The organism is Psychrobacter sp. TB20-MNA-CIBAN-0197 (assembly GCF_040309765.1).
Classification (GTDB): Bacteria; Pseudomonadota; Gammaproteobacteria; order Pseudomonadales; family Moraxellaceae; genus Psychrobacter; species Psychrobacter submarinus.
The window spans coordinates 56,259-76,787 of the sequence record NZ_JBEOPC010000010.1 but is presented as its reverse complement, the minus strand read 5'-3'; the positions used below and the strand labels follow the sequence as shown (position 1 = coordinate 76,787).

Sequence of the window (20,529 nt, the reverse complement as noted above, 5' to 3'; positions counted from 1 at the left end):
TGATGACAGTTTTGATAGTAATTTAACGATAATATTTAATGATAAAAAGGTGCTCTTATGTCTGATAAAAATCCCCGTTTTTCGCGTATCTTGCTTAAACTATCAGGCGAGGCCTTAGCGGGCGGCAAAGACATGGGTATTGATACTGAGGTACTCGACAAGATGAGTCTGTCTATCGCTCATCTACGTGGCCTTGGGGTGCAAGTCGGTATCGTCGTCGGCGGTGGTAACTTATATCGCGGCGCCCAATTACAACAAGAGGGTCTGGTAGGCCGAGTCACAGGCGATCAGATGGGGATGCTGGCGACTGTTATGAATGGCCTTGCGATGCGTGATGCACTTGAGCGCCGCAATATCAAAACGCGCTTGATGTCAGCCTTACCTATTGGCGAAGTCACTGAGAGCTATAGCAGCCGTAATGCCATTCGTTATCTCAAAAACGGCGAGGTTTGTATCTTTGTTGCCGGTACCGGTAATCCTTTCTTCACCACAGATACCGCTGCTTGCCTGCGCGGTATTGAGATTGAAGCTGGTCTGATCTTAAAAGCGACTAAGGTTGATGGAGTTTATGATAAAGACCCAAGTCTGCATAGCGATGCGACCAAGTACGATGGCCTCACTTTTGATGAGGTGCTCGAGCAAAAGCTTGGCGTCATGGATCTGACCGCTATTGCCCTGTGCCGTGAGCACAATGTACCGCTACAAGTATTCGATATGACTAAGCCTAACGCGTTATTGAATGTCGTTATGGGCGAAAATGAAGGCACTCGTGTTTATCACTAGTCATAAATCGGCAGTCCACGATTTATAACCGTATCTCTTCAAAATAAGCAACTATGACTATTGTCGTATAGATAAATTAAGGAAATATGATGATTAAAGAAATCAAACAAGACGGCGAAGAGCGCATGAAAAAAACGCTAGAGGCGCTTGATAATACTTTTAGTAAAGTGCGTACTGGCCGTGCCCATCCTGGCATGCTATCAGGGATCATGGTCAGCTACTACGGTGCCGACACGCCATTGAACCAAGTCGCTAGCGTTAACGTTGAAGACTCACGCACCTTACTGGTGCAGCCGTTTGATCGCACTATGGTACAAGCAGTAGATAAAGCCATTCGCGAAGCTGATTTGGGTCTTAACCCAATGAGCGCCGATGTGATTCGTGTGCCTATGCCGGCACTGACCGAAGAGACTCGCCGCGATATGCAAAAACTGGCTCGTAGTGAAGCGGAAAGCAGCCGCGTCTCTATTCGTAATATTCGCCGTGATATGATGAATGACATCAAAGATCTAGCCAAAGAAAAAGAGATCTCAGAGGACGATGAGCGCCGCGCTAATGATGATATTCAAAAAATCACTGACAAATATATCGACACCATCGATAAGCGTTTAAGCACAAAAGAAAGCGATTTGATGGAAGTATAAGTGGCTTGCTAGATTCAACGCAAAGTCAAAACCTGAATGTCAATGAAGAACTGGCCTCTTGCAAGTGGTATTGTCGAGACGCCAGTTTTTTATTAGTTAGCTTTTATGGCTAAGAATTTATTACTACTAAGATGGCTAAAGAATGCTTACAGAAACTGACATAGACCTAAAGCCCAGACATATTGCTATTATTATGGATGGCAACAATCGTTATGGCAAACAACACGAATTAGGCAAAGGCGAAGGCCATATAAAAGGTAAAGACGCGCTAGATCCTGTCGTGGAGTACTGCCGCGAAGTAGGCATTGAAGTACTGACGGTATTTGCTTTTTCTAGTGAAAATTGGCAGCGACCACCGAGCGAGGTGGCATTACTCATGCACTTATTATCGGTGACTATCAGTGAGCAGCTGCCACGTATGCAGAAGTATCAAATTCAGCTACGCTTTATTGGTGATCGTAGCCAGTTGTCTGACGATTTACAAGCGCAGATGGCCGATGCAGAGGCTCAGACTGCCCACTATGATGCTATGAGATTGGTGATTGCTATTAGTTATGGTGGTCAGTGGGATATTGCCCACGCTGCAAAACAGCTCGCCGCGCAAGTCCAAACAGGACATCTGGCGGTGGAAGAGATAACCAAAGAAAAATTAGGCGCATATGTACAGCTAGCAGATGAGCCTGCGGTCGATATGCTGATTCGTACGGGCGGAGAGTACCGCTTATCGAACTTTTTATTATGGCAATCCGCTTATGCTGAGCTGTTTTTTACGCAAACATTATGGCCGAATTTTAGCGCAGAAGAGCTTGATGGTATGCTAAAGGAGTTTAGTCAGCGTCAGCGCCGCTTTGGCAAGACTAGTGAGCAAGTCGCTAGTACAACGACTAATTAGCGAATAGTACAAAAAGAGTGAATGAGTGCGTTATAAGTGTCTGTCAACTCTCAGATACCCTATACCCCCTGAAGTTCTGTCAACTATGAGTATAAGGCTTGATTGGTATGTGGCAACGGATTAGAACAGCAGTCGTCTTAATTATCATTGTAGGTATTGCGCTATTTGCAAGCCAAACCCCTATATTTTTTGCGCCTCTACTGGCTATTGGTGTGACGATTGCAGCCCATGAATGGACCAAGCTCATGCCAAAATGGCGTCAGCCGACGATTTTTGTGTTAATTGTTTTGGCACTGACGCTCATCTCGCTCGTATTGCCGATGACCTGGGTATTATGGTGGATAGCTTCTTTAATCATATGGTTGATGGCTTTATCTTGGGTGAGTAAGTTTCCGACTCATACCAGCTGGTATGGCCGCAGACTGTCAGCCATGGGGGTGGTGATACTGGTTGCCTCCATTACTGCTATGTTCTTTTTATGGCAGCAGTCGCCTTGGTGGCTGATGTATGTGTTCTTATTGGTCTGGTGCGCTGATAGCGGGGCTTATTTCGTTGGCCGTAAGCTTGGCAAACGTAAAATGGCGCCAAATGTCTCGCCCAATAAGAGCATGGAAGGACTGGCAGGCGGAGTCGTTACCGGTTTATTAGTCGTTATCGGTATTAGCGTCTTTATGCTGCAATTGTCGGGTACTGCACTGCTGGCTTTTGTCGCTTTATCTGTGGTGACTATTTTGATATCGGTGTTAGGCGATCTGTTTGAGTCGATGCTCAAGCGCCGCGCTAAAGTTAAGGACTCGGGAACTATCCTACCAGGACACGGCGGCGTGCTAGATCGTATTGACTCATTGCTTTCAGCCACCCCTATATTTGCTTTAGGATTCTTAGGTCTACAGCAGCTTGGTCTGCTTGTAGGCTGATAAGTCTCTTTATTCTTCATCTATTATTGATAATACTATAGGCCCTTAAGCTTATGACTAACAGACAACGCATCGCTGTACTTGGCGCGACGGGCTCCATCGGCGATAGCACCTTAGCTATTTTAGCAGCGCATAGTGACAACTTTGATGTCTATGCCTTATCAGGTCATCAGCGTTTAGATAAGCTATTGCAGCTGTGCCAGCAGTTCAAACCAGCGCGCGTTTGTGTGCCTATAGATAAGGTCGATGACTTTGCCGCCAAGCTTGCACAGGCAGGCTTAGACTGCGAGGTTATTGGTGGTCCTGCCGGTCTTGATGATATCGCGTCTGACGATGAAGTAGATACGTTGGTAGCGGCTATCGTTGGCGCGGCAGGGTTGTCCTCGACGCTTAAAGCCGCGCGCGCCGGTAAGCGTATCTTATTAGCCAATAAAGAAGCGCTAGTCATGGCCGGGCAAGTGATGATCTCACTGGTCAAGACTCATGGCGCAACTTTATTACCGATTGATTCTGAGCACAATGCCATATTTCAATGTTTGCCGCCGTCTATTCAGCAAGATAATACGCAGATTCACAAATCCTCTTATGGGGTGCGTAAGCTTTGGCTGACGGCTTCTGGCGGACCTTTTTTGCAGCATTCGTTTGCGCATATGCAGCAAGCTGGGGTCGCTGAAGCAGTAAAGCATCCTAACTGGTCCATGGGGCAGAAGATATCTGTCGATTCAGCGACGATGATGAATAAAGGCTTGGAGCTAATTGAAGCCTGTCATTTGTTTGATTTACCAGAAGATAAGATAAACGTAGTGATTCATCCGCAAAGTATCATTCACTCAATGGTAGAATATAACGATGGTAGCTATTTGGCTCAGCTGGGTAGTCCCGATATGAAGACGCCCATTGCCCATGCGCTAAGCTATCCTGAGCGTATCGACAGCGGCTCACAGCCGTTAGATTTATTTGCGCTAAGTGCTTTAGAGTTTATTGCTCCAGATTTGCAGAAATTTGCTTGTCTGCGCTTAGCACGGCAAGCGATGCAGGCGGGCACTCAGGCGACTATTGTGTTGAATGCGGCTAATGAGATTGCGGTCGAGGCATTTTTAGCAGAGCAGATACGCTTAACTGATATAGCGGATATCAATGAGCAAGCGCTGAGCCAAGTCAAAGTAGCCAGCTTAACTGCTGATGCTAGTATCGATGATATCTTAGCTATTGATGACGCCGCACGCCGCTACACACGGACGCTTATTGGCCAAATGGCGGGACAGATAGCGGGACAGATGGTTTGAGGTCGTTTAAATCTATACCTAATTTGAGACATCCATGACTTTTATATTAACGCTGCTTGCCGCTATATTTGTACTAGGACCTCTGATTGCTTTGCACGAGTGGGGGCATTATATCGTTGCGCGTTTATGCGGCGTCAAGGTGCTAACTTATTCTATTGGCTTTGGGCCTAAGCTTGCAGGCTGGACCAGTAAGCGCAGCGGTATAGACTACCGAGTATCTGCTTTGCCGCTTGGCGGCTATGTCAAGATGCTTGATGAGCGTGAAGGTGAGGTGGCTGAACATGAGCAGCACTTAGCCTTTAATCGTCAGCATCCTTTAAAAAAAATAGCTATCGTCGCCGCTGGCCCCATCATGAACTTCATTATCGCCATTGCTTTGTTTTGGGTGTTATTTATGACGCCCTCAGAGCAGCTAGCGACTACTATCGGTGAGGTACTGCCCGACACGCCAGCCGCTATGGCGCAGCTGCCAGAGGGTGAGAAGATTGTCGCTATCGACGGTCATGAAGTGCAGACTTGGGAGAACATCAACTATCGCTTAGCAAGTCGTATGGGTGAGACCGATAATGTGAGCGTTACCTTACAATCACAAGCTATGGAGGCGGCAAGCGCTCAGCGAACCACTTACCAAGCGCCAGTGACTAATTTTATGCAAGGGCAGGCGCAAGGCAAAGACGCGCTGACAAGCTTTGGCACGCTACCGTGGCAGCCAACTATTGAGCCTATTATTGGCGATTTGACTGCTGATGGTGCGGCAAGTTTACAGGGCATGCAGGTCGGTGATGAAATTACCGCTATCGATGATACCCCTATTAACGATTGGATTAGTGCCACACGTATTATCCGTGATAGCCCAGAAGTATTGCTCACTTTCACTGTGCTGCGTGATGGCGAGCCGCTACAGTTACAGATCATGCCACAAGGCAAAAAAGACAATTTAGGCAATCGCTATGGGCAGATTGGCGCGATGGTCGCTCAGACTGATATTGTCATCCCTGATGCTTATAAAAATACCGTCGTCTATGGTCCTGGTGAATCACTGGTGAAGTCATTTGAGAAAACCGAACAGTTAGCGGTAATGACGGTCAGCTCAATGGGGAAGATGCTCTCAGGTATGATAGGGTTGGATAATTTATCTGGCCCCATTACTATTGCCAAAGTCGCTAAGCAAAGCTTCGACATCAGCTGGGAGATGGTACTATCTACTGCCGCCTTGATAAGTCTTAGTCTTGCCGTATTGAACTTATTACCCATTCCGATATTGGATGGCGGTCATATTGTTTATTACACTATTGAGCTTATACGAGGCAAACCTCTACCAGAAGGGGTGCAAATCGCAGGCTTAAATATAGGTCTACTCTTGCTAGTAGGTTTCATGGTGTTAGCGATTGGTAATGATATTAGCCGGCTGTTTTAGGCGAACGCGGCGCGACATATCGAGCCAAATGCGCTACACTAACGCCTGCGCAGGATTGTGCCTAACATTATACAAATAGCAATAAACAATACTCATAGTAGCTAAGCTTTATTTAACGTAATTTTTAGTTTATTTTATGATGCGTTTTATATAAAGTGTTCTAATTCTATCTTAATGAGCCATAAGCAAAGTCTCAATAAGGTAGACAAAATATGCTTTTTTACCTTAACTTAAGCAAGTTTTTTATTGACGGATAGTATTTATGCGTACGCCTTTACTTACGAGCGCGGCTGGGTTGCCATTAGTGGTAGCCATGATGAGTGTTTCTGCACAAGCGGCAGATTTTGTGGCAACTGACATTGGTTTCACCGGATTACAACGCCTGACTCCCGATAGTCTTTATCCAGTGTTGCCTATTAGCGTCGGTGATACGGTGACCGATGCCAGCTTAGCGGCTAGTATTAAAGCTTTGTATGCTACTGACAACTTCGCTAACATTCAAAGCCGTGTCGAGGGTAGTCAGCTGACTTTTGATGTCGTTGAGCGTCCTGTCATTGCCGAAGTCAATTTTGAGGGCAACCAGCTCATTCCCAAAGAAGGGCTAGAGCAAGGCTTAGAAAACGCTGGCTTATCAGTCGGCGACGTACTCAAGCAAGCGACGCTACAAGGTGTCGCTAATGAGCTGCAGCAGCAGTATATCTCTCAAGGCTATTACAACAGCAGTATCGAAGTGGATCAGACTTTGCTAGATGGTAATCGGGTCAAGCTTGACGTGCGCTTCATCGAAGGTAAAGCGGCCAAAGTAGTTGATATTAATATTATTGGTAATCAGCACTTTAGTGATGAAGAGATTAAAGATGTGTTCGCAGTAAAAGAAACCTCATGGGCCAATATCATCTCTAAGTCAGATCGCTACGCCAAAGAAAAGCTAGGCGCAAGTTTAGAGAACCTAAAAGCGCTGTACCAAAACGATGGTTATGTACGCTTTAACGTTGACAATGCCATACTCAATATCAGTGAAGATAAAAAAAGCGTCTTTATTGAAATCAGCTTAACCGAAGGCGACCAATACCAGTTTGGGGATATTAGCTTTTTGGGCGAGCCCAAATTCGATGTCAATGATCTAAGCGAGCTTGTGACCTTTAATGCCGATGAGCAGTACTCGCAAGCTAAGCTTGATGCAACAACTGCTGCGCTCAAAAACCGTTATGGCAATGAAGGCTATTATCTAGCGCAGATTCGCCCAGTACCGCGTATTAATGACGACACCAAAATCGTCGATGTTGACTATTATATCGATCCGGTAAGACCTATCTATGTACGCCGTATTAATTTTAACGGCAATATAAAAACCCAAGACGAAGTACTGCGCCGAGAGATGCGTCAGTTAGAAGGTTCGCTGGCCTCTAACGAAAAAATCCAGCTATCGCGCACACGTTTATTGCGCACCGGTTTCTTTAAAACCGTTAACGTTGATGTTAAATCGGTGCCCAATCAGCCAGACCAAGTCGATGTGAACTATACCGTTGAAGAACAACCCTCAGGTAGCTCAACGATTGCCGCTGGTTACTCTCAAAGTGGCGGGGTAACTTTCCAGTTAGACCTCACTCAAAACAACTTTATGGGCACCGGTAACCGCGTCAATGCCGCACTTTCACGCTCAGAGACACGCGACTCTTATAGCTTAGGATATACCGATCCTTACTTCACTGAAAATGGCGTCTCACAAGGGGTCAGTGCTTATTACCGTGAGACCAAATATGATGATAGAAACGTCAGTAACTATGTCACCGACTCTTATGGCGCTACGCTTAACTATAGCTATCCTGTTGACGAGACTAAACGCATAAGCGCTGGTATCAACATCGATAATACTGAGGTTCGAGGCGGGCGTTTCCTTGGCGTGTCTAACGTCGACCAGATTGTCGACGATGGGGGCTCATTTAGTGAAATTGTAGATGACAGTGGTGACCCTATTAAAGGCGCTTCCACCTTCAAGAATGATTATATCAGCTATAATTTACTCCTAGGCTGGGACTACAGCACGCTAGATCGCCCAGTGTTTCCCACGAAGGGCATGAGCCATAGCGTCGATGCGACTATTGGCTTTGGCGATGCTGATTATCAAAAAGCCATTTATCGCGGTAACGTCTACTATCCGATTTATAAAGATGTGATTGCACGCGGTTATACTAAGCTTGGTTATGGTAATGACTTGCCTTTTTATGAGAATTTCTACGCTGGTGGTTATGGCTCTGTACGTGGCTATGAGTCCTTAAGTTTAGGCCCTAGATCGAAAGCTTATTCTGATGCGGTTCTTGGTCGTGATCGTATCAGAGACGAAGAGGTCGGTGGTAACGCCTTAGCAAGCTTCGGTACTGAGCTTATCTTGCCTATGCCATTCAAAGGCGACTGGGCGGATCAAGTACGTCCGGTATTATTCGCGGAAGGTGGACAAGTCTTTGATACTACCGATAGAGAAGATCGCAACTTCGTTGACCCGGTAACGGGCGAGCGTCCTGTAGATACAGAAGGTAATCCTATACCATTATTAAAGCAGGACAATGATCTGCGTTTTAGCGCCGGTGCTGGCGTGACTTGGTACACGCCTATCGGACCTATTTCGATCAGTTATGCGGTACCTATTGGCGACAAAGAAGACGACAAGACCGAAAAAGTCCAGTTCCAAATTGGTAGTACTTTTTAATTGACCTTACTTTTAATGCGCTGCCATAACGGCTTGATGTAGAGCTGACTATCACGTCAGCTCTTAAGCGATAGAGCATTATGAATGACTGAGCTAAACTGTTAGCTTATCTTAGCTTAGTGCCTATTTTCACTATATTGTTTTACTATACTATTAGCAGTGTTACTGACTATGACTACCATTGAGCATCTCATTACACAAATTGAGCAGCGCCAACCTGTACTGAACAAGTCGGCGCTAAGCTCTGAGCAGCTTAATTTTGAAATTAGCGGCGTCGGCAGTTTGGCTACCGCTACTAGCACCCAGCTCAGCTTTTTGGCGGATCCAAAATACCTCTCTTATCTTGCCGCTAGTGAGACTGGAGCCGTGTTAGTCAGTGAGCTGCATGCTGAGATTGCCCGCGCACCGACGATAGCCTTGGTCGTTGCCAATCCTTATTTGGCTTATGCGAGTAGTACTCAGTTATTTGAGTCAAAGCCTGAGACTGGCGTCATACACCCGGCAGCAAGCATTGCTGATAGTGCTATCATCGGTGAAGGGGTCAGCATAGGGCCGTTTTGTGTGGTTGGCGCGCGCGCGCAGATAGGCGCAGGCAGTTGTCTTGACGCCCATGTGGTTATTGGGGCTGATACGAGTATTGGTGAGCGTTGTCACTTTAAGTCACAAGTGGTTATCGGTCACGACTGTATCATCGGTAATCAAGTGAGAATTCACGCCGGCGCTAGTATAGGTAGCGAAGGTTTTGGCTTCGCCCCAACCAAAAATCCGAGTGATAGTGGCTGGGAGCGTATTGCTCAGCTAGGGCGTGTGGTCATTGGCGATCAGGTACGGATAGGTAGCAATACCTGTATCGATCGCGGCGCTATTGATGATACGGTTATCGGTAATCATGTGATTATCGATAATTTAGTACAAATAGCGCATAACGTCCATATTGGTGACGGCTCTGCCATCGCCGCTCATACTGGTATCGCAGGCAGCACTCGCCTTGGTAAGCGCTGTATCGTGGGCGGCGCTGTCGGTATCAACGGTCATATTGAGATTGCTGACGATGTCACTTTATCTGGTATGACTATGGTGACAAAATCGATCAAAACCTCAGGCTCTTATTCATCGGGTACAGCCGCTATGCCTACAGCCAAATGGCGACGCGCGGCAGTACGTTTTCGTCAAATGGGTAATGATTGAGTAGTCAACCCTACGCCAACAGCCAAAGCAACTGTTTTAAAAGTCTCCAATTTAAAAAGCAACTGGTTTTAGATGTGACTATTTTTTATTTAACTGATTTAAAGTGATCTGTTTTAAAAATGTCTGTCTAGGGCGTGTTGGACATTCGACCGTGGCACTGACAGAGACTATTTTTTAGACGATTTGCAGATAAAAATTGTAAGTATAGTCATTCTATACGTCAGTTTTTATCAATAAAGCGGCAAAAAAGAGTCCTGTCCCTGTTGTTAGAGTGAGGGCTGATGCTAAAATCGCCCTAGTCGTTGTAAAAATTAAGCTAAGGCATCTGCATTACCTGCAATTTTCCCGACGACTAGAACACAGCTTTGATTAACTAGCAGCTATCAGCAGTGCCTTCTTGTGAATGTTCAACACGCCCTAAAACAGCATGTTTCTAATTTATATTTTGATTGCGAGTACCGCAAGGAAGCCCATTATGAGTGCCATTGATTTCGATAAATTAACGGATGAAGATATCAGTAAGTTAGCAACAAACGGTTTGAGCTTACCGCTGACTTATCATGATTTGAAGCATTATTTACCGCACCGTTATCCTTTTATGCTAGTCGATCGGATTACGGCTTGTCGACCTGAGGAGTGGATCACCGGTATAAAAAACGTCACCATCAACGAAGAGTTTTTTAATGGTCATTTCCCTGACGAGCCTATTATGCCAGGGGTGTTGATGGTTGAGTGTATGGCGCAGGTTTCTGGTGTTTTAGGGTTTATCAGTGCCGGTTTGACCTCTAAGGATGGCTATCTCTACCTGTTTGCCGGGGTAGATAAGGTGCGCTTCAAACGGCAAGTGATTCCAGGGGATCAGCTTATCATTCGCTCTAAGATTACTATGCAAAAGCAAGGTATTTATAAGTTTGACTGTACGGTTCACGTTGAGCAGCAGCTCGCCGTCAGCGCTCAGATTATGATTGCTCGCCAAGAGAAATAACCTCGACAAATCAGCACGAACTACTTTTATTATTCCATTGAATTAGATGATACTAAGGCCTGTACTATGAGCCAGATTCACCCTACAGCACTCATCTCACCTTCCGCAACTATTGACGAGACGGCGGTTATAGGACCGTATTGTATCGTTGGTGATGAGGTGTCTATCGGCGCTCACACGATCTTGCATCGTCATGTGGTAGTGGCTAAGTTGACACGTATAGGACAGCACAATCAGTTTTATCAGTTCGCTAGTATCGGCGAGGATCCGCAAGATCTTAAGTATGCCGGTGAGCGTACTTGGCTTGAGATTGGTGATCATAATACTATTCGAGAGGCTTGTAGCTTACACCGTGGTACCGCGCAAGACGCTACTATCACTAAGATTGGCAGTCACAACTTACTGATGGTCAATACCCATATTGCTCATGACTGTACCATTGGTAGCCACAATGTCTTAGCAAATAACGTTGGCATTGCCGGACACGTGACCATCGGCGATCATACTATCATTGGTGGCAATTCTGGTATTCACCAGTTCTGCCGCGTTGATGACTACAGCTTAGTCGGTGGAGCGAGCCTTATTCTAAAAGATGTGGCGGCTTTTACTATGGTATCGGGCAATCCGGCAGGCGCTCATGGTCTAAATATAGAAGGCATGCGCCGAAAAGATTGGTCGAAACAGACTATCGACGTCTTACGTCAAGCTTACCGTGTCGTTTTTAGGTCTGGTCTGACCACTGTGCAAGCGCTTGAGGTTTTACAAAATGAGCTGCTACCCAAAGAGCCAAAAATCCAGCTACTCATTGACTCTTTAGAGCACAGTAAACGCGGTGTCGTCCGTTAAAATTTAGCTCAGCACAGTTGGTACTATCATTTCGAGTCTAAACATCATAGCCTCTATCATCAAAAGCCATAACATAACGTTATGGCTTTTTGTGTTTATCATTGCTTGACATTTGCTATCGATTAGCAGAAACTTTCAAGTCATGTGTAGTAAGGTTTTAGTAACTTATTTTAACCAATAGCTGACTGGTAGTCTCTTTGATTATCTTGCTGCTCTAAAGTGCACCGTTTAAGGTACTTAAAGGGCATTAAAAGAGAACGCCAGTGAATTTTAGGAGTGTTATATGGCACAGCAAAGGGAAAATTGGTCCAGTCGTACTGGATTCATTCTAGCAGCTGTCGGTTCAGCAGTTGGATTAGGGAATATTTGGCGCTTTCCTTATGTGGCTTATGATAATGGTGGTGGGGCATTTATGGTGCCTTATCTTATCGCCTTATTAACCGCAGGTATCCCGTTATTATTTTTAGATTATATTATTGGCCACAAATACCGCGCCGCCGCGCCGCGAGCTTATAAGAGATTCTCACCATCTGGTCAGTTTGTCGGTTGGTGGCAGTCTTTGGTCTCTTTTGTCATTGCCATCTATTACGCCGCCGTCATCGTTTGGGCAGGTAGTTATATGGTCTTCTCGTTTGGACAAAAGTGGGGCGAGGATACCACTAACTTCTTTGTCAGTGACTTTATACAGCATACTGGCGAGCTGACCTCCGTCTTTGTACCGCAGATGTTTACAGGTCTAGTGATTGTCTGGGCTTTAGCGCTATTGATTATGTTTGGCGGTATCCGTAAAGGCGTGGAGCTTGCGAACAAAATCTGCTTACCACTGCTTATTGTGCTGTTTGGTATTATGGTTTTCAAAGCCGTCACTTTGCCAGGCTCTGTGGTTGGTTTGAATGCCTTTTTTGAACCAAACTGGAGCAGAATGGCGGATCCTAGTGTTTGGCTAGCTGCTTATGGGCATGTGTTTTTCTCGCTATCAGTGGGTTTTGGTATCATGGTGACTTATGCCTCATACCTTAAAAGGAACACTAACTTAACAGGCGCAGGCTTAGTGGTTGGTTTTGCTAACTCCTCATTTGAGCTTATTGCAGGTATCGGTATCTTCTCAGCTATTGGCTTTATGGCGATGTCAACCGGTCAAGATGTTGCTGAAGTCGCGAGTGGCGGTGTTGGACTAGCCTTCTTTGTTTTCCCCAAAATCATCTCTACTATGGGCGCTAGTGGCGACTTTGTCGGTTTCTTATTCTTTGGCTCTTTGGTGGTTGCTGGTATTAGCTCATTAATTAGTATCCTAGAAGTACCCATCTCTGCGTTTCAAAGTAAATTTGACTGGTCGCGCAAAAAAGCAGTGGCCATAATCGTGGGTGTATCTGCGGTTATATCTATCTCAGCTTTCTCTACTGGTAGCTCATTGGTATTGGTCGATGTGATTGATCATTTTGCTAATAACATCGGTATCGTCGCAGGTGGACTCATGTCTATTGTCTTGGTCACTTGGTTTAATCGCCGCAAAATCCCAGGTTTAATAGCGCATATCAATCAGGTGTCTAGTGTTAAATTAGGCGGTGCTTGGGTATTTATGCTGACGGTTATTACGCCTGTTGTACTGGTCATTGCGCTAGGTATGAGATTAGTTGATTTAGTACAAAACCCTTATGAAGGCTACTCAACAACCATTTTATTACTATTTGGTTGGGGCGTGGTGGTACTATTTGGCTTAGGTGCCTTTATACTCTCTCGTATGAAAGGTATCCATGACGAAGAAGATGATAAAGCTCGCGCTCTTGATGATGCACGCTAATCACACTGCTCTTAGATGAGCACTTTAATAGGAATAAATTATGTCAACTTCAGCCATTATTTTTATGATTATCTCCATGCTGCTTATATGGGGCGGTTTGCTCTTAGCTGTTTTGCATCTAAGAAAACACCCTGATATTCCCATGCAGCAGCTACCTGATGATCAAATTTATTAAGACTATCAGTAGATAAATGTAAAAAAGCCAGTCACTAATATGAGTGACTGGCTTTTTTAGTATGAACAGAGACAATAATAAGAGCCTTTATCAACAGCTATATGACTTAATGCAGCGTTAGCTCAGGTACTTGTTGCCCGCGCTTGCTATAAAACTCACTCACAAACTCATCAAAAGTATCCGCTTCAATAGCGTCTCTAATACCTGCCATCAAGCGCTGATAATAACGTAGGTTATGAATAGTTGCTAATTGCGCGCCTAACATCTCTTTGCATTTATTGAGATGGTAAAGATAAGCGCGGCTAAAGTTCTGACAGGTGTAGCAGTCACATCCAGGATCTAGTGGACCTGTATCCGTACGATATTGGCTATTACGAATGCGTACCACTCCAGTGTTATCAGCATCACCAGTGACGAAGTAGTGACCATTACGTGCATTACGAGTTGGCATGACGCAGTCAAACATATCAACGCCGCGGCGCACACCTTCGATTAGATCCTCAGGCTTACCAACGCCCATCAGATAGCGCGGCTTATCGGCTGGCATATCATCAGGTAGGTAATCTAATACCGCCATCATCTCCTCTTTGGGTTCACCCACAGAGAGACCGCCGATAGCATAACCATCAAAACCAATCTCAAGTAAACCCTCAAGTGACTGCTGACGTAAGTCGCTATACATACTGCCTTGCACGATACCAAAAAGCGCATTAGTACTGCCAAGGTTTTGATGCTCATTAAGACAGCGCTGCCCCCAACGCAAGGAGAGCTCCAAAGATTTCTTCGCTTCAGCGTGCGTGGCCGGATAGGGCGTACACTCATCGAACTGCATGACGATGTCGGAATTCAGACTATACTGAATCTGCATCGATTTTTCAGGTGATAAAAACACTTTCGCACCATCAATAGGCGACTTAAAATGTACGCCTTCTTCGGTGATTTTACGCATTGCGCCAAGGCTGAAGACCTGAAAGCCACCAGAGTCGGTCAAGATAGGCTTGTCCCAGTGCATGAATTTATGCAGGCCACCGAACTGATCGATGATATCAGTACCCGGGCGCAGCCAAAGATGAAAGGTATTGCCAAGGATAATGTCGGCGCCAATGGCCTCGATATCACGAGGCAGCATGCCTTTCACCGTGCCGTAAGTGCCAACAGGCATAAAAGCAGGCGTTTGTACATCGCCATGATTGAGATGAACGGTACCGCGGCGGGCGCGTGTCTCGCCGCTAGCAGTTTTATGTAAAGTAAATTGCATATTATAATCGCTATATGAGCTATGAAAATGGCGCTAATTATATCATTATTAGCGGTTTTTTGTATGACCGTTATCCTCGTCAAGCGAGAACTCTACAGCCTTTATTTTAATAGCTCTCTACCCAAATGACACAGACAATAGCGTTTGACACTTATAGAGTGGATGCAAAAGCAGAATTTACAGCTGGTAGGGGAGCCTGAGCTGGCTCGTTACAACCCGCCATGGACGCTGCCTTTTATGCGTCGTAACGAGGTGATGATTCGTTATGAATAACAGCCAGTTATAGTCAAATACACGGGTCAATAAAAAAAGACAGCATATGCTGTCTTTTTATAGTCGATGCTTTGAGTCAAACTTAGCTGTTTTGCTCACGAATGATGTTTAGCATCCGGCGTAAAGGCTCTGCGGCGCCCCATAGCAGCTGGTCACCGACAGTAAATGCACCTAAATATTCAGGCCCCATATTGAGCTTACGCAGGCGACCTAGAGCTACGGTTAAAGTACCTGTCACTGCTACTGGCGTTAAACGCTCGACTGTAGCTTCCTTAGTATCCTCAACTACATCTAGCCACTCATTATCGCTACCTTGAAGCGCCTCTTCAATCTCGCTTAGCGGGATGTCTTTTTTGAGCTTGATAGTCAGACCCTGAGCATGACAGCGCATCGCACCGATACGGACACACATACCATCGATAGGAATATTACTCTGTTCATCATTACCAAGGATCTTATTGGTTTCAACGCCGCCTTTCCACTCTTCTCTTGATTGATGATTGTCCATTTGCGAATCGATATAAGGAATCAAGCTACCAGCTAGGGGTACGCCAAAATACTGCTGAGGAAAATCGGCTGAGCGCTGAGTCTCGGCGATCTTTTTATCGATATCCAAGATTGCACTGGCAGGATCAGACAGCTCAGCTTTGACCGCATCTTGTAATACGCCCATACCGCTGATAAGTTCACGCATATTGTTAGCGCCAGAGCCACTTGCCGCTTGATAAGTCATCGCGCTGACCCATTCCACCCAGCCTCTGTTGAACAGCTCACCGATAGCCATCAGCATAAGCGATACCGTACAGTTACCACCGATAAAGTCTTTTTTGCCATGAGCTAAAGCGTTATCAATCACATTACGATTGACGGGATCTAAAATAATGATGCTATCTTCATCCATACGTAAAGTACTAGCAGCATCAATCCAATAACCCTCCCAGCCGCTATCGCGCAGAGGCTGGTGCACTTTTTGGGTATAGTCGCCGCCTTGGCAGGTAATAATCACATCGCAGTCCGCTAAAGACTTAATATCATGAGCATCTTTGAGTTTACTTGGGCTAATACCATCAAAGCTTGGCGCATCGCCGCCGCTGTTACTGGTTGAAAAAAACACCGGGGTGATACCGGTGAAGTCTTTTTCTTCGCGCATACGCTCAATCAGCACTGAGCCGACCATACCGCGCCAGCCTACTAAACCTACTGTTAAATTACTCATGAAATGCCTTCCTCTTGTACGATGGTTTGTGACATAGTTTGTGACAAGGACAACCCGTAACAATGCCGTGAATAGAACAAAAAAGCAAGATTTTTCGATAAATTTCTTTTACTGCTATATCGTTACTATTCATGAGCTCTAAACAGTAACGTTTTATAATGTTTATTCGCTTAATGAAATGCTAAAGTAGGCTTCTTAATAAAAGGCCAAAAGTAAGCTTGAGAATTAAGTACGACAATTAAAAATGATAATAAATATATTTATTGAGTCAGACTTTATTCTTGGCCTAGCCTTCATCTAAATACATGGTTAGCTATATTATGGATATCTCTTTACTGTATTACGGCGCGCAATGGTTAGCAGGGTTTATCACCTTTTTGACCATTTGGGGCTGGATGCCCCTTGATAATTGGTGGGTCCGAGTAGTCGAGTTTCCGCGCATCCAGATTATGGTGTTAGGAGTCGTCGCTTGGGCGGCGATGATTTTATTCTACTCTGAGTGGCAGATAGGTCAGTGGCTATTGTTTTTGGCCTTGAGTCTGACTTTAGCTTATCAACTTAGAATGGTGCTTCCTTATACGCAGTTATGGAAAAAAGAAGTACAAAACGCCACCGATGACCCAAAGCTGGCTGAGCACCAGATCAAAATCATGGTGTCTAATGTATTAACGCCCAATGAGCAAAAGCAAGATTTAGTCAATTTGGTAAACGACAAAAACCCCGATATTCTGATCGCGTTGGAGACAGATAAGAAGTGGGAGCGAGCGCTTGAGCAGATAGAGCCTGACTATCCTTATACGGTCAAAGTTCCCTTAGACAACTTATATGGCATGCACTTGTACTCAAAGCTTGAGCTGATAGATCCTGAAATCAAGTATCTGATTATCGATGATATTCCCTCAATTCACAGTCAGTTACGCTTGCAAAGTGGCCGAGTGATTTGGCTGTATTGCCTGCATCCTATGCCGCCAAGCCCTACTGAAGCAGATAAATCCACGACGCGTGATGCAGAGCTGCTGATGGTCGGCAAACACATCAAAGAGCATGAGCAAACGGCCATATTAGCAGGCGATCTCAATGATGTGGCATGGTCAAAAACCACGCGCCGTTTTCAGCGCATCTCAGGCTTGCTTGATCCGCGTATTGGACGTCATTTTATCAATACCTTTCACGTCAAATATCCTTTTTTGCGTTGGGCGCTAGATCATATTTTTCATAGTGCGTGCTTTACGCTAGTGGACATCAGTCGAATGCCCTCTATTGGCTCCGATCATTTCCCGGTGATGACTACCTTACAATACGAGCCGCAAGAGGCCAGTAAGCAGGAACAAAACGCTCCTACAACTGATACCGAAGACATCCAAGAGACCAATCATAAAATCGAAGAAGGTAAAGAAGAGGGAGAAAAAGTCTCACAACAACATGCTGAAGAAGACAACGAAGCACAACAAGACCAGGCAGCAAAACCGGTATAGGTACTTTTATATTATACTTACATATGACATAGACAAATGACTCAAATCCTCTGTAAGCATAAGCGTACAAAAAATAGGGCTTTTGGCGTCTAGTTTGCGCGGTGAGGTCAGCCTATAATAGACTCATCAACACAAGGATAGTCAAGGATGCAGTGTTGAGGCTTATAGCATAGCCTTGAGTCAGCTCAAGCGTTATGAGTCGGTGTAAAATGGCTTAGAGAGGACTTATTATAAGTCATCAAGGATAGAATAATAATAAAACGAAATACCAATAACCCGAACCTATTGCCCAAGGTTCGGGTTTTTTCTTGTCTATAGTTTTTTCGATGACGTTATTGTTCATAAAAAATGTTGCTAATTATACACGCTGCTAGCCTTCATTTAATACTTCTAAACTTTATAGATAATGTTTGGCTATTTTTAAGCGTGGTCTAGAGTATTATAGGCATTAAGCCAGTCATCATTCTTGTCTTCAGTAACGGAAAACCAAGCATCGCTGCACTCTTCAGTTAGACACTCAAAACTGACATATATACCTTGCTCACCGATGGTGGCATACCAATGCTCATCGTCATGACCTGTAAATAAAATAAAGTATTTATCATTCACAAAGTCGCCGACGGTATATAACTCGCCTTCTTTATAGAATTGATTTCCACTTGTGCAAATGAGTACGTCTCCAGTATTTATCACTGATTCTCCTATTGATATTAGTTAACGCTAGTATTAGTACGCCCTTTATTATCAGTATTTTGTTATTAATATCACTGATAGCGTGGCGAAACCTAAGCGGTTGTATTTAATGGTTATTTTACCAATAGCATGAAAAATAGAAAATAATACTTGGGTATCAAAAGACATCTTTTTGTATTTAAGTGTTTGTTTTTATTATTAATTAATCTATAGCTAAGCTAGATAATTGTAAAGAGTCACAGTACAAAGTACACTCTGACCGTGAATAATTAGGATTTAAATGGTATCGGCAGAATAATTGTTTAGTTCTTATTATCAATAAAGATTTAACAAGGTTTTAATGAGTTACGGATAGTGACTTGGAAGCAATAATCGCATCATTTGAGCATTATTAGAATAGAGTCTAATGGACTTTTGCGTGAAGAATAAAAAAAGGGCATATGCTTTGGCATATACCCTTTGTAACTGCGCAGACTAGAACTTACAGAGTTAAGATAATGAGAGAAATGTATAAGGGTCTGTGAACGAGCTAAGCGCTATTATTCAATCACTTGAATGTAGGCGCCTGCTCGTAGCTCTTGTAACCAGTCTTCTGTGGCTTGTGGTGCTAAGCGTTGATACAGGGCTTGGCGAGCTAGGTCACGACGATACTCGTTACTGATATCTTGTTGGCGCTTATCATCGACTTTTAGTATGTGCCAGCCAAACTGGCTTCTAAAGGGTGCAGAATAGTCGCCGACGGTAGTGTTCTTCATTACCGCTTCGAATTCTCCAACCATCTCACCTTCGCCAACCCAGTTCAAATCGCCGCCGCGTCCAGCAGAGCCGGGATCATCAGAATAAGTCGAGGCTAAACTGGCAAAATCCGCACCTTGACGCAGCTGCTCATACAGATCGTTGATTTTTTGCTGGGCTAGGCTATCAGTCTGTAACTCATCGATTTTGACCAAGATATGTCGAACATCCCATTGGGGCACAATCATTTTGCTATTGACGGTTTTATCGGCTAGCTTGACGATATCGATTCCTTCTGGAGTGACCAAAGGCGCGCTCACTTCACCAACGTCGAGCTTAGTAATCTGGCTTGATAGCTCAGTTGGCAGCGCAGCAGCGCTATGGAAGCCCATATCGCCACCTTGTAGTGGAATAGGGTAGCTACCTTGCGCGGCGCTCATGGCTGCCTCTACATCGACATTAGACTCTAATAACCGAGTGCGCAGAGTATTTGCTACGGCAAGCGCCTGCTCGCGCTGAGCGGCTGACAGCCGGCTGTAGTCGTCAATATAAGGCACACGTACGTGAATGGTCTGATATTCATTTTGGTTAAGACGTTTGGCTTCAGGGGAAGCTAAAAAAGCATCGACATCCTGCTCGCTGATACGGACTCGGCTACTGACTTGGCGCTGCTGCAAGGCTTGGATAGCGGCATCTTCAAATAACTTCGCTCGTAGGGCAGCATAACGACCTGGCTGGTTGGCATCTAGTTTTTGTTGTAGACCGGCGAGGCTATTAACGCCTTCTGCTTGAGCAATCTGCGCCAAACGCTGATTGATAGCTGCATCGTCAGGCTGTAAGCCAAGTCTATTGGCAAGGGAGAGCTGTAACTCGCGCTGAATCAAGCCGTTAAGAACTTCAGATTGTAGCTGCGGTGAGTTGGCAATAGGCTGGCCTGCCGCTTGCGCTCTTGCTCGGGTTTGCATAATAGCATTGATCAAATCGCTTTTTAAAATAGCGTTATCATTGACTAGCGCGATAATGCCATCGGTACTGGTAGCAGAGGTTAGACGGTTGGTATTCTGGCTTTGAGCACTAGCATTTTGAGTATTAGTCGGTTCAACAGTAGCCGCTTGAGCATTAAACGCGAGTACAAGACCCAGACTGGCGCTCATACTCATGAGTATGGCTCGGTTCGTCTGGCGTAAAGAAAAAAGTCTCATGATAATCCTTATTGATGTCGTCATGTCGGTTATGGG

Annotated in this window: 18 protein-coding genes; 14 read left to right on the top strand and 4 right to left on the bottom strand. The window is 45.0% G+C overall.

Features of this window, described 5'->3' with window-relative positions; translation table 11 throughout:
• Positions 1–57: 57 nt before the first annotated feature.
• From pyrH to AAEY83_RS04750, 12 genes are all read left to right on the top strand, one after another.
• On the top strand, positions 58–783 hold the full coding sequence (gene pyrH, locus AAEY83_RS04805; protein WP_025647087.1) for a UMP kinase: 726 nt from the start codon (positions 58–60) through the stop codon (positions 781–783).
• A gap of 89 nt (positions 784–872) precedes the next feature.
• A complete protein-coding gene (gene frr, locus AAEY83_RS04800; protein WP_025647086.1) occupies positions 873–1,427 on the top strand; it encodes a ribosome recycling factor in 555 nt (184 codons plus the stop codon).
• A 142-nt stretch (positions 1,428–1,569) separates the two neighbouring features.
• Complete coding sequence (gene uppS, locus AAEY83_RS04795) at positions 1,570–2,319, top strand: polyprenyl diphosphate synthase (RefSeq protein ID WP_025647085.1); 750 nt, start codon at positions 1,570–1,572, stop codon at positions 2,317–2,319.
• A gap of 107 nt (positions 2,320–2,426) precedes the next feature.
• Complete coding sequence (locus tag AAEY83_RS04790; RefSeq protein WP_025647084.1) at positions 2,427–3,236, top strand: phosphatidate cytidylyltransferase; 810 nt, start codon at positions 2,427–2,429, stop codon at positions 3,234–3,236.
• A 53-nt stretch (positions 3,237–3,289) separates the two neighbouring features.
• Positions 3,290–4,522: a 1-deoxy-D-xylulose-5-phosphate reductoisomerase gene (ispC, locus tag AAEY83_RS04785; RefSeq protein ID WP_025647083.1), complete on the top strand. Its 1,233-nt coding sequence runs from the start codon at positions 3,290–3,292 to the stop codon at positions 4,520–4,522.
• Between the two features lie 34 nt (positions 4,523–4,556).
• The gene (gene rseP, locus AAEY83_RS04780) at positions 4,557–5,939 is read left to right on the top strand and encodes an RIP metalloprotease RseP (RefSeq protein ID WP_025647082.1); all 1,383 of its coding nucleotides are present in this window, start codon (positions 4,557–4,559) and stop codon (positions 5,937–5,939) included.
• A 262-nt stretch (positions 5,940–6,201) separates the two neighbouring features.
• The gene (bamA, locus tag AAEY83_RS04775; protein WP_025647081.1) at positions 6,202–8,646 is read left to right on the top strand and encodes an outer membrane protein assembly factor BamA; all 2,445 of its coding nucleotides are present in this window, start codon (positions 6,202–6,204) and stop codon (positions 8,644–8,646) included.
• Between the two features lie 171 nt (positions 8,647–8,817).
• Positions 8,818–9,834 (top strand): UDP-3-O-(3-hydroxymyristoyl)glucosamine N-acyltransferase, encoded by a 1,017-nt coding sequence (gene lpxD, locus AAEY83_RS04770; RefSeq protein WP_025647080.1) that lies wholly within the window; start codon positions 8,818–8,820, stop codon positions 9,832–9,834.
• A gap of 475 nt (positions 9,835–10,309) precedes the next feature.
• Complete coding sequence (gene fabZ / locus AAEY83_RS04765) at positions 10,310–10,819, top strand: 3-hydroxyacyl-ACP dehydratase FabZ (protein ID WP_025647079.1); 510 nt, start codon at positions 10,310–10,312, stop codon at positions 10,817–10,819.
• 66 nt (positions 10,820–10,885) lie between these two features.
• A complete protein-coding gene (lpxA, locus tag AAEY83_RS04760) occupies positions 10,886–11,665 on the top strand; it encodes an acyl-ACP--UDP-N-acetylglucosamine O-acyltransferase (RefSeq protein WP_025647078.1) in 780 nt (259 codons plus the stop codon).
• A 283-nt stretch (positions 11,666–11,948) separates the two neighbouring features.
• Positions 11,949–13,466, top strand: a complete 1,518-nt coding sequence (locus tag AAEY83_RS04755) for a sodium-dependent transporter (protein WP_025647077.1) — start codon at positions 11,949–11,951, stop codon at positions 13,464–13,466.
• 40 nt (positions 13,467–13,506) lie between these two features.
• Positions 13,507–13,641 (top strand): methionine/alanine import family NSS transporter small subunit, encoded by a 135-nt coding sequence (locus AAEY83_RS04750; protein ID WP_084212669.1) that lies wholly within the window; start codon positions 13,507–13,509, stop codon positions 13,639–13,641.
• 106 nt (positions 13,642–13,747) lie between these two features.
• Here AAEY83_RS04750 and tgt read toward each other — a convergent pair whose 3' ends face one another.
• Positions 13,748–14,899 (bottom strand): tRNA guanosine(34) transglycosylase Tgt, encoded by a 1,152-nt coding sequence (tgt, locus tag AAEY83_RS04745; protein WP_025647076.1) that lies wholly within the window; start codon positions 14,897–14,899, stop codon positions 13,748–13,750.
• 144 nt (positions 14,900–15,043) lie between these two features.
• On the opposite strand from tgt, the gene AAEY83_RS04740 reads away from it, so the two are divergent.
• The gene (locus AAEY83_RS04740) at positions 15,044–15,172 is read left to right on the top strand and encodes a heme-binding protein (protein ID WP_264673189.1); all 129 of its coding nucleotides are present in this window, start codon (positions 15,044–15,046) and stop codon (positions 15,170–15,172) included.
• An 82-nt stretch (positions 15,173–15,254) separates the two neighbouring features.
• On the opposite strand, the gene asd is transcribed toward AAEY83_RS04740, so the two are convergent.
• A complete protein-coding gene (gene asd, locus AAEY83_RS04735) occupies positions 15,255–16,388 on the bottom strand; it encodes an aspartate-semialdehyde dehydrogenase (protein ID WP_025647075.1) in 1,134 nt (377 codons plus the stop codon).
• Between the two features lie 320 nt (positions 16,389–16,708).
• Here asd and AAEY83_RS04730 point away from each other — a divergent pair, with 320 nt between their 5' ends.
• Complete coding sequence (locus AAEY83_RS04730; RefSeq protein WP_198013363.1) at positions 16,709–17,863, top strand: endonuclease/exonuclease/phosphatase family protein; 1,155 nt, start codon at positions 16,709–16,711, stop codon at positions 17,861–17,863.
• A gap of 420 nt (positions 17,864–18,283) precedes the next feature.
• Here the strand turns inward: AAEY83_RS04730 and AAEY83_RS04725 are convergent, their stop codons facing one another.
• Complete coding sequence (locus AAEY83_RS04725; protein WP_025647073.1) at positions 18,284–18,556, bottom strand: hypothetical protein; 273 nt, start codon at positions 18,554–18,556, stop codon at positions 18,284–18,286.
• A 539-nt stretch (positions 18,557–19,095) separates the two neighbouring features.
• Entirely contained in the window at positions 19,096–20,493 is a 1,398-nt protein-coding gene (locus AAEY83_RS04720) for a peptidylprolyl isomerase (protein ID WP_025647072.1), read from the bottom strand.
• Positions 20,494–20,529: the final 36 nt, after the last annotated feature.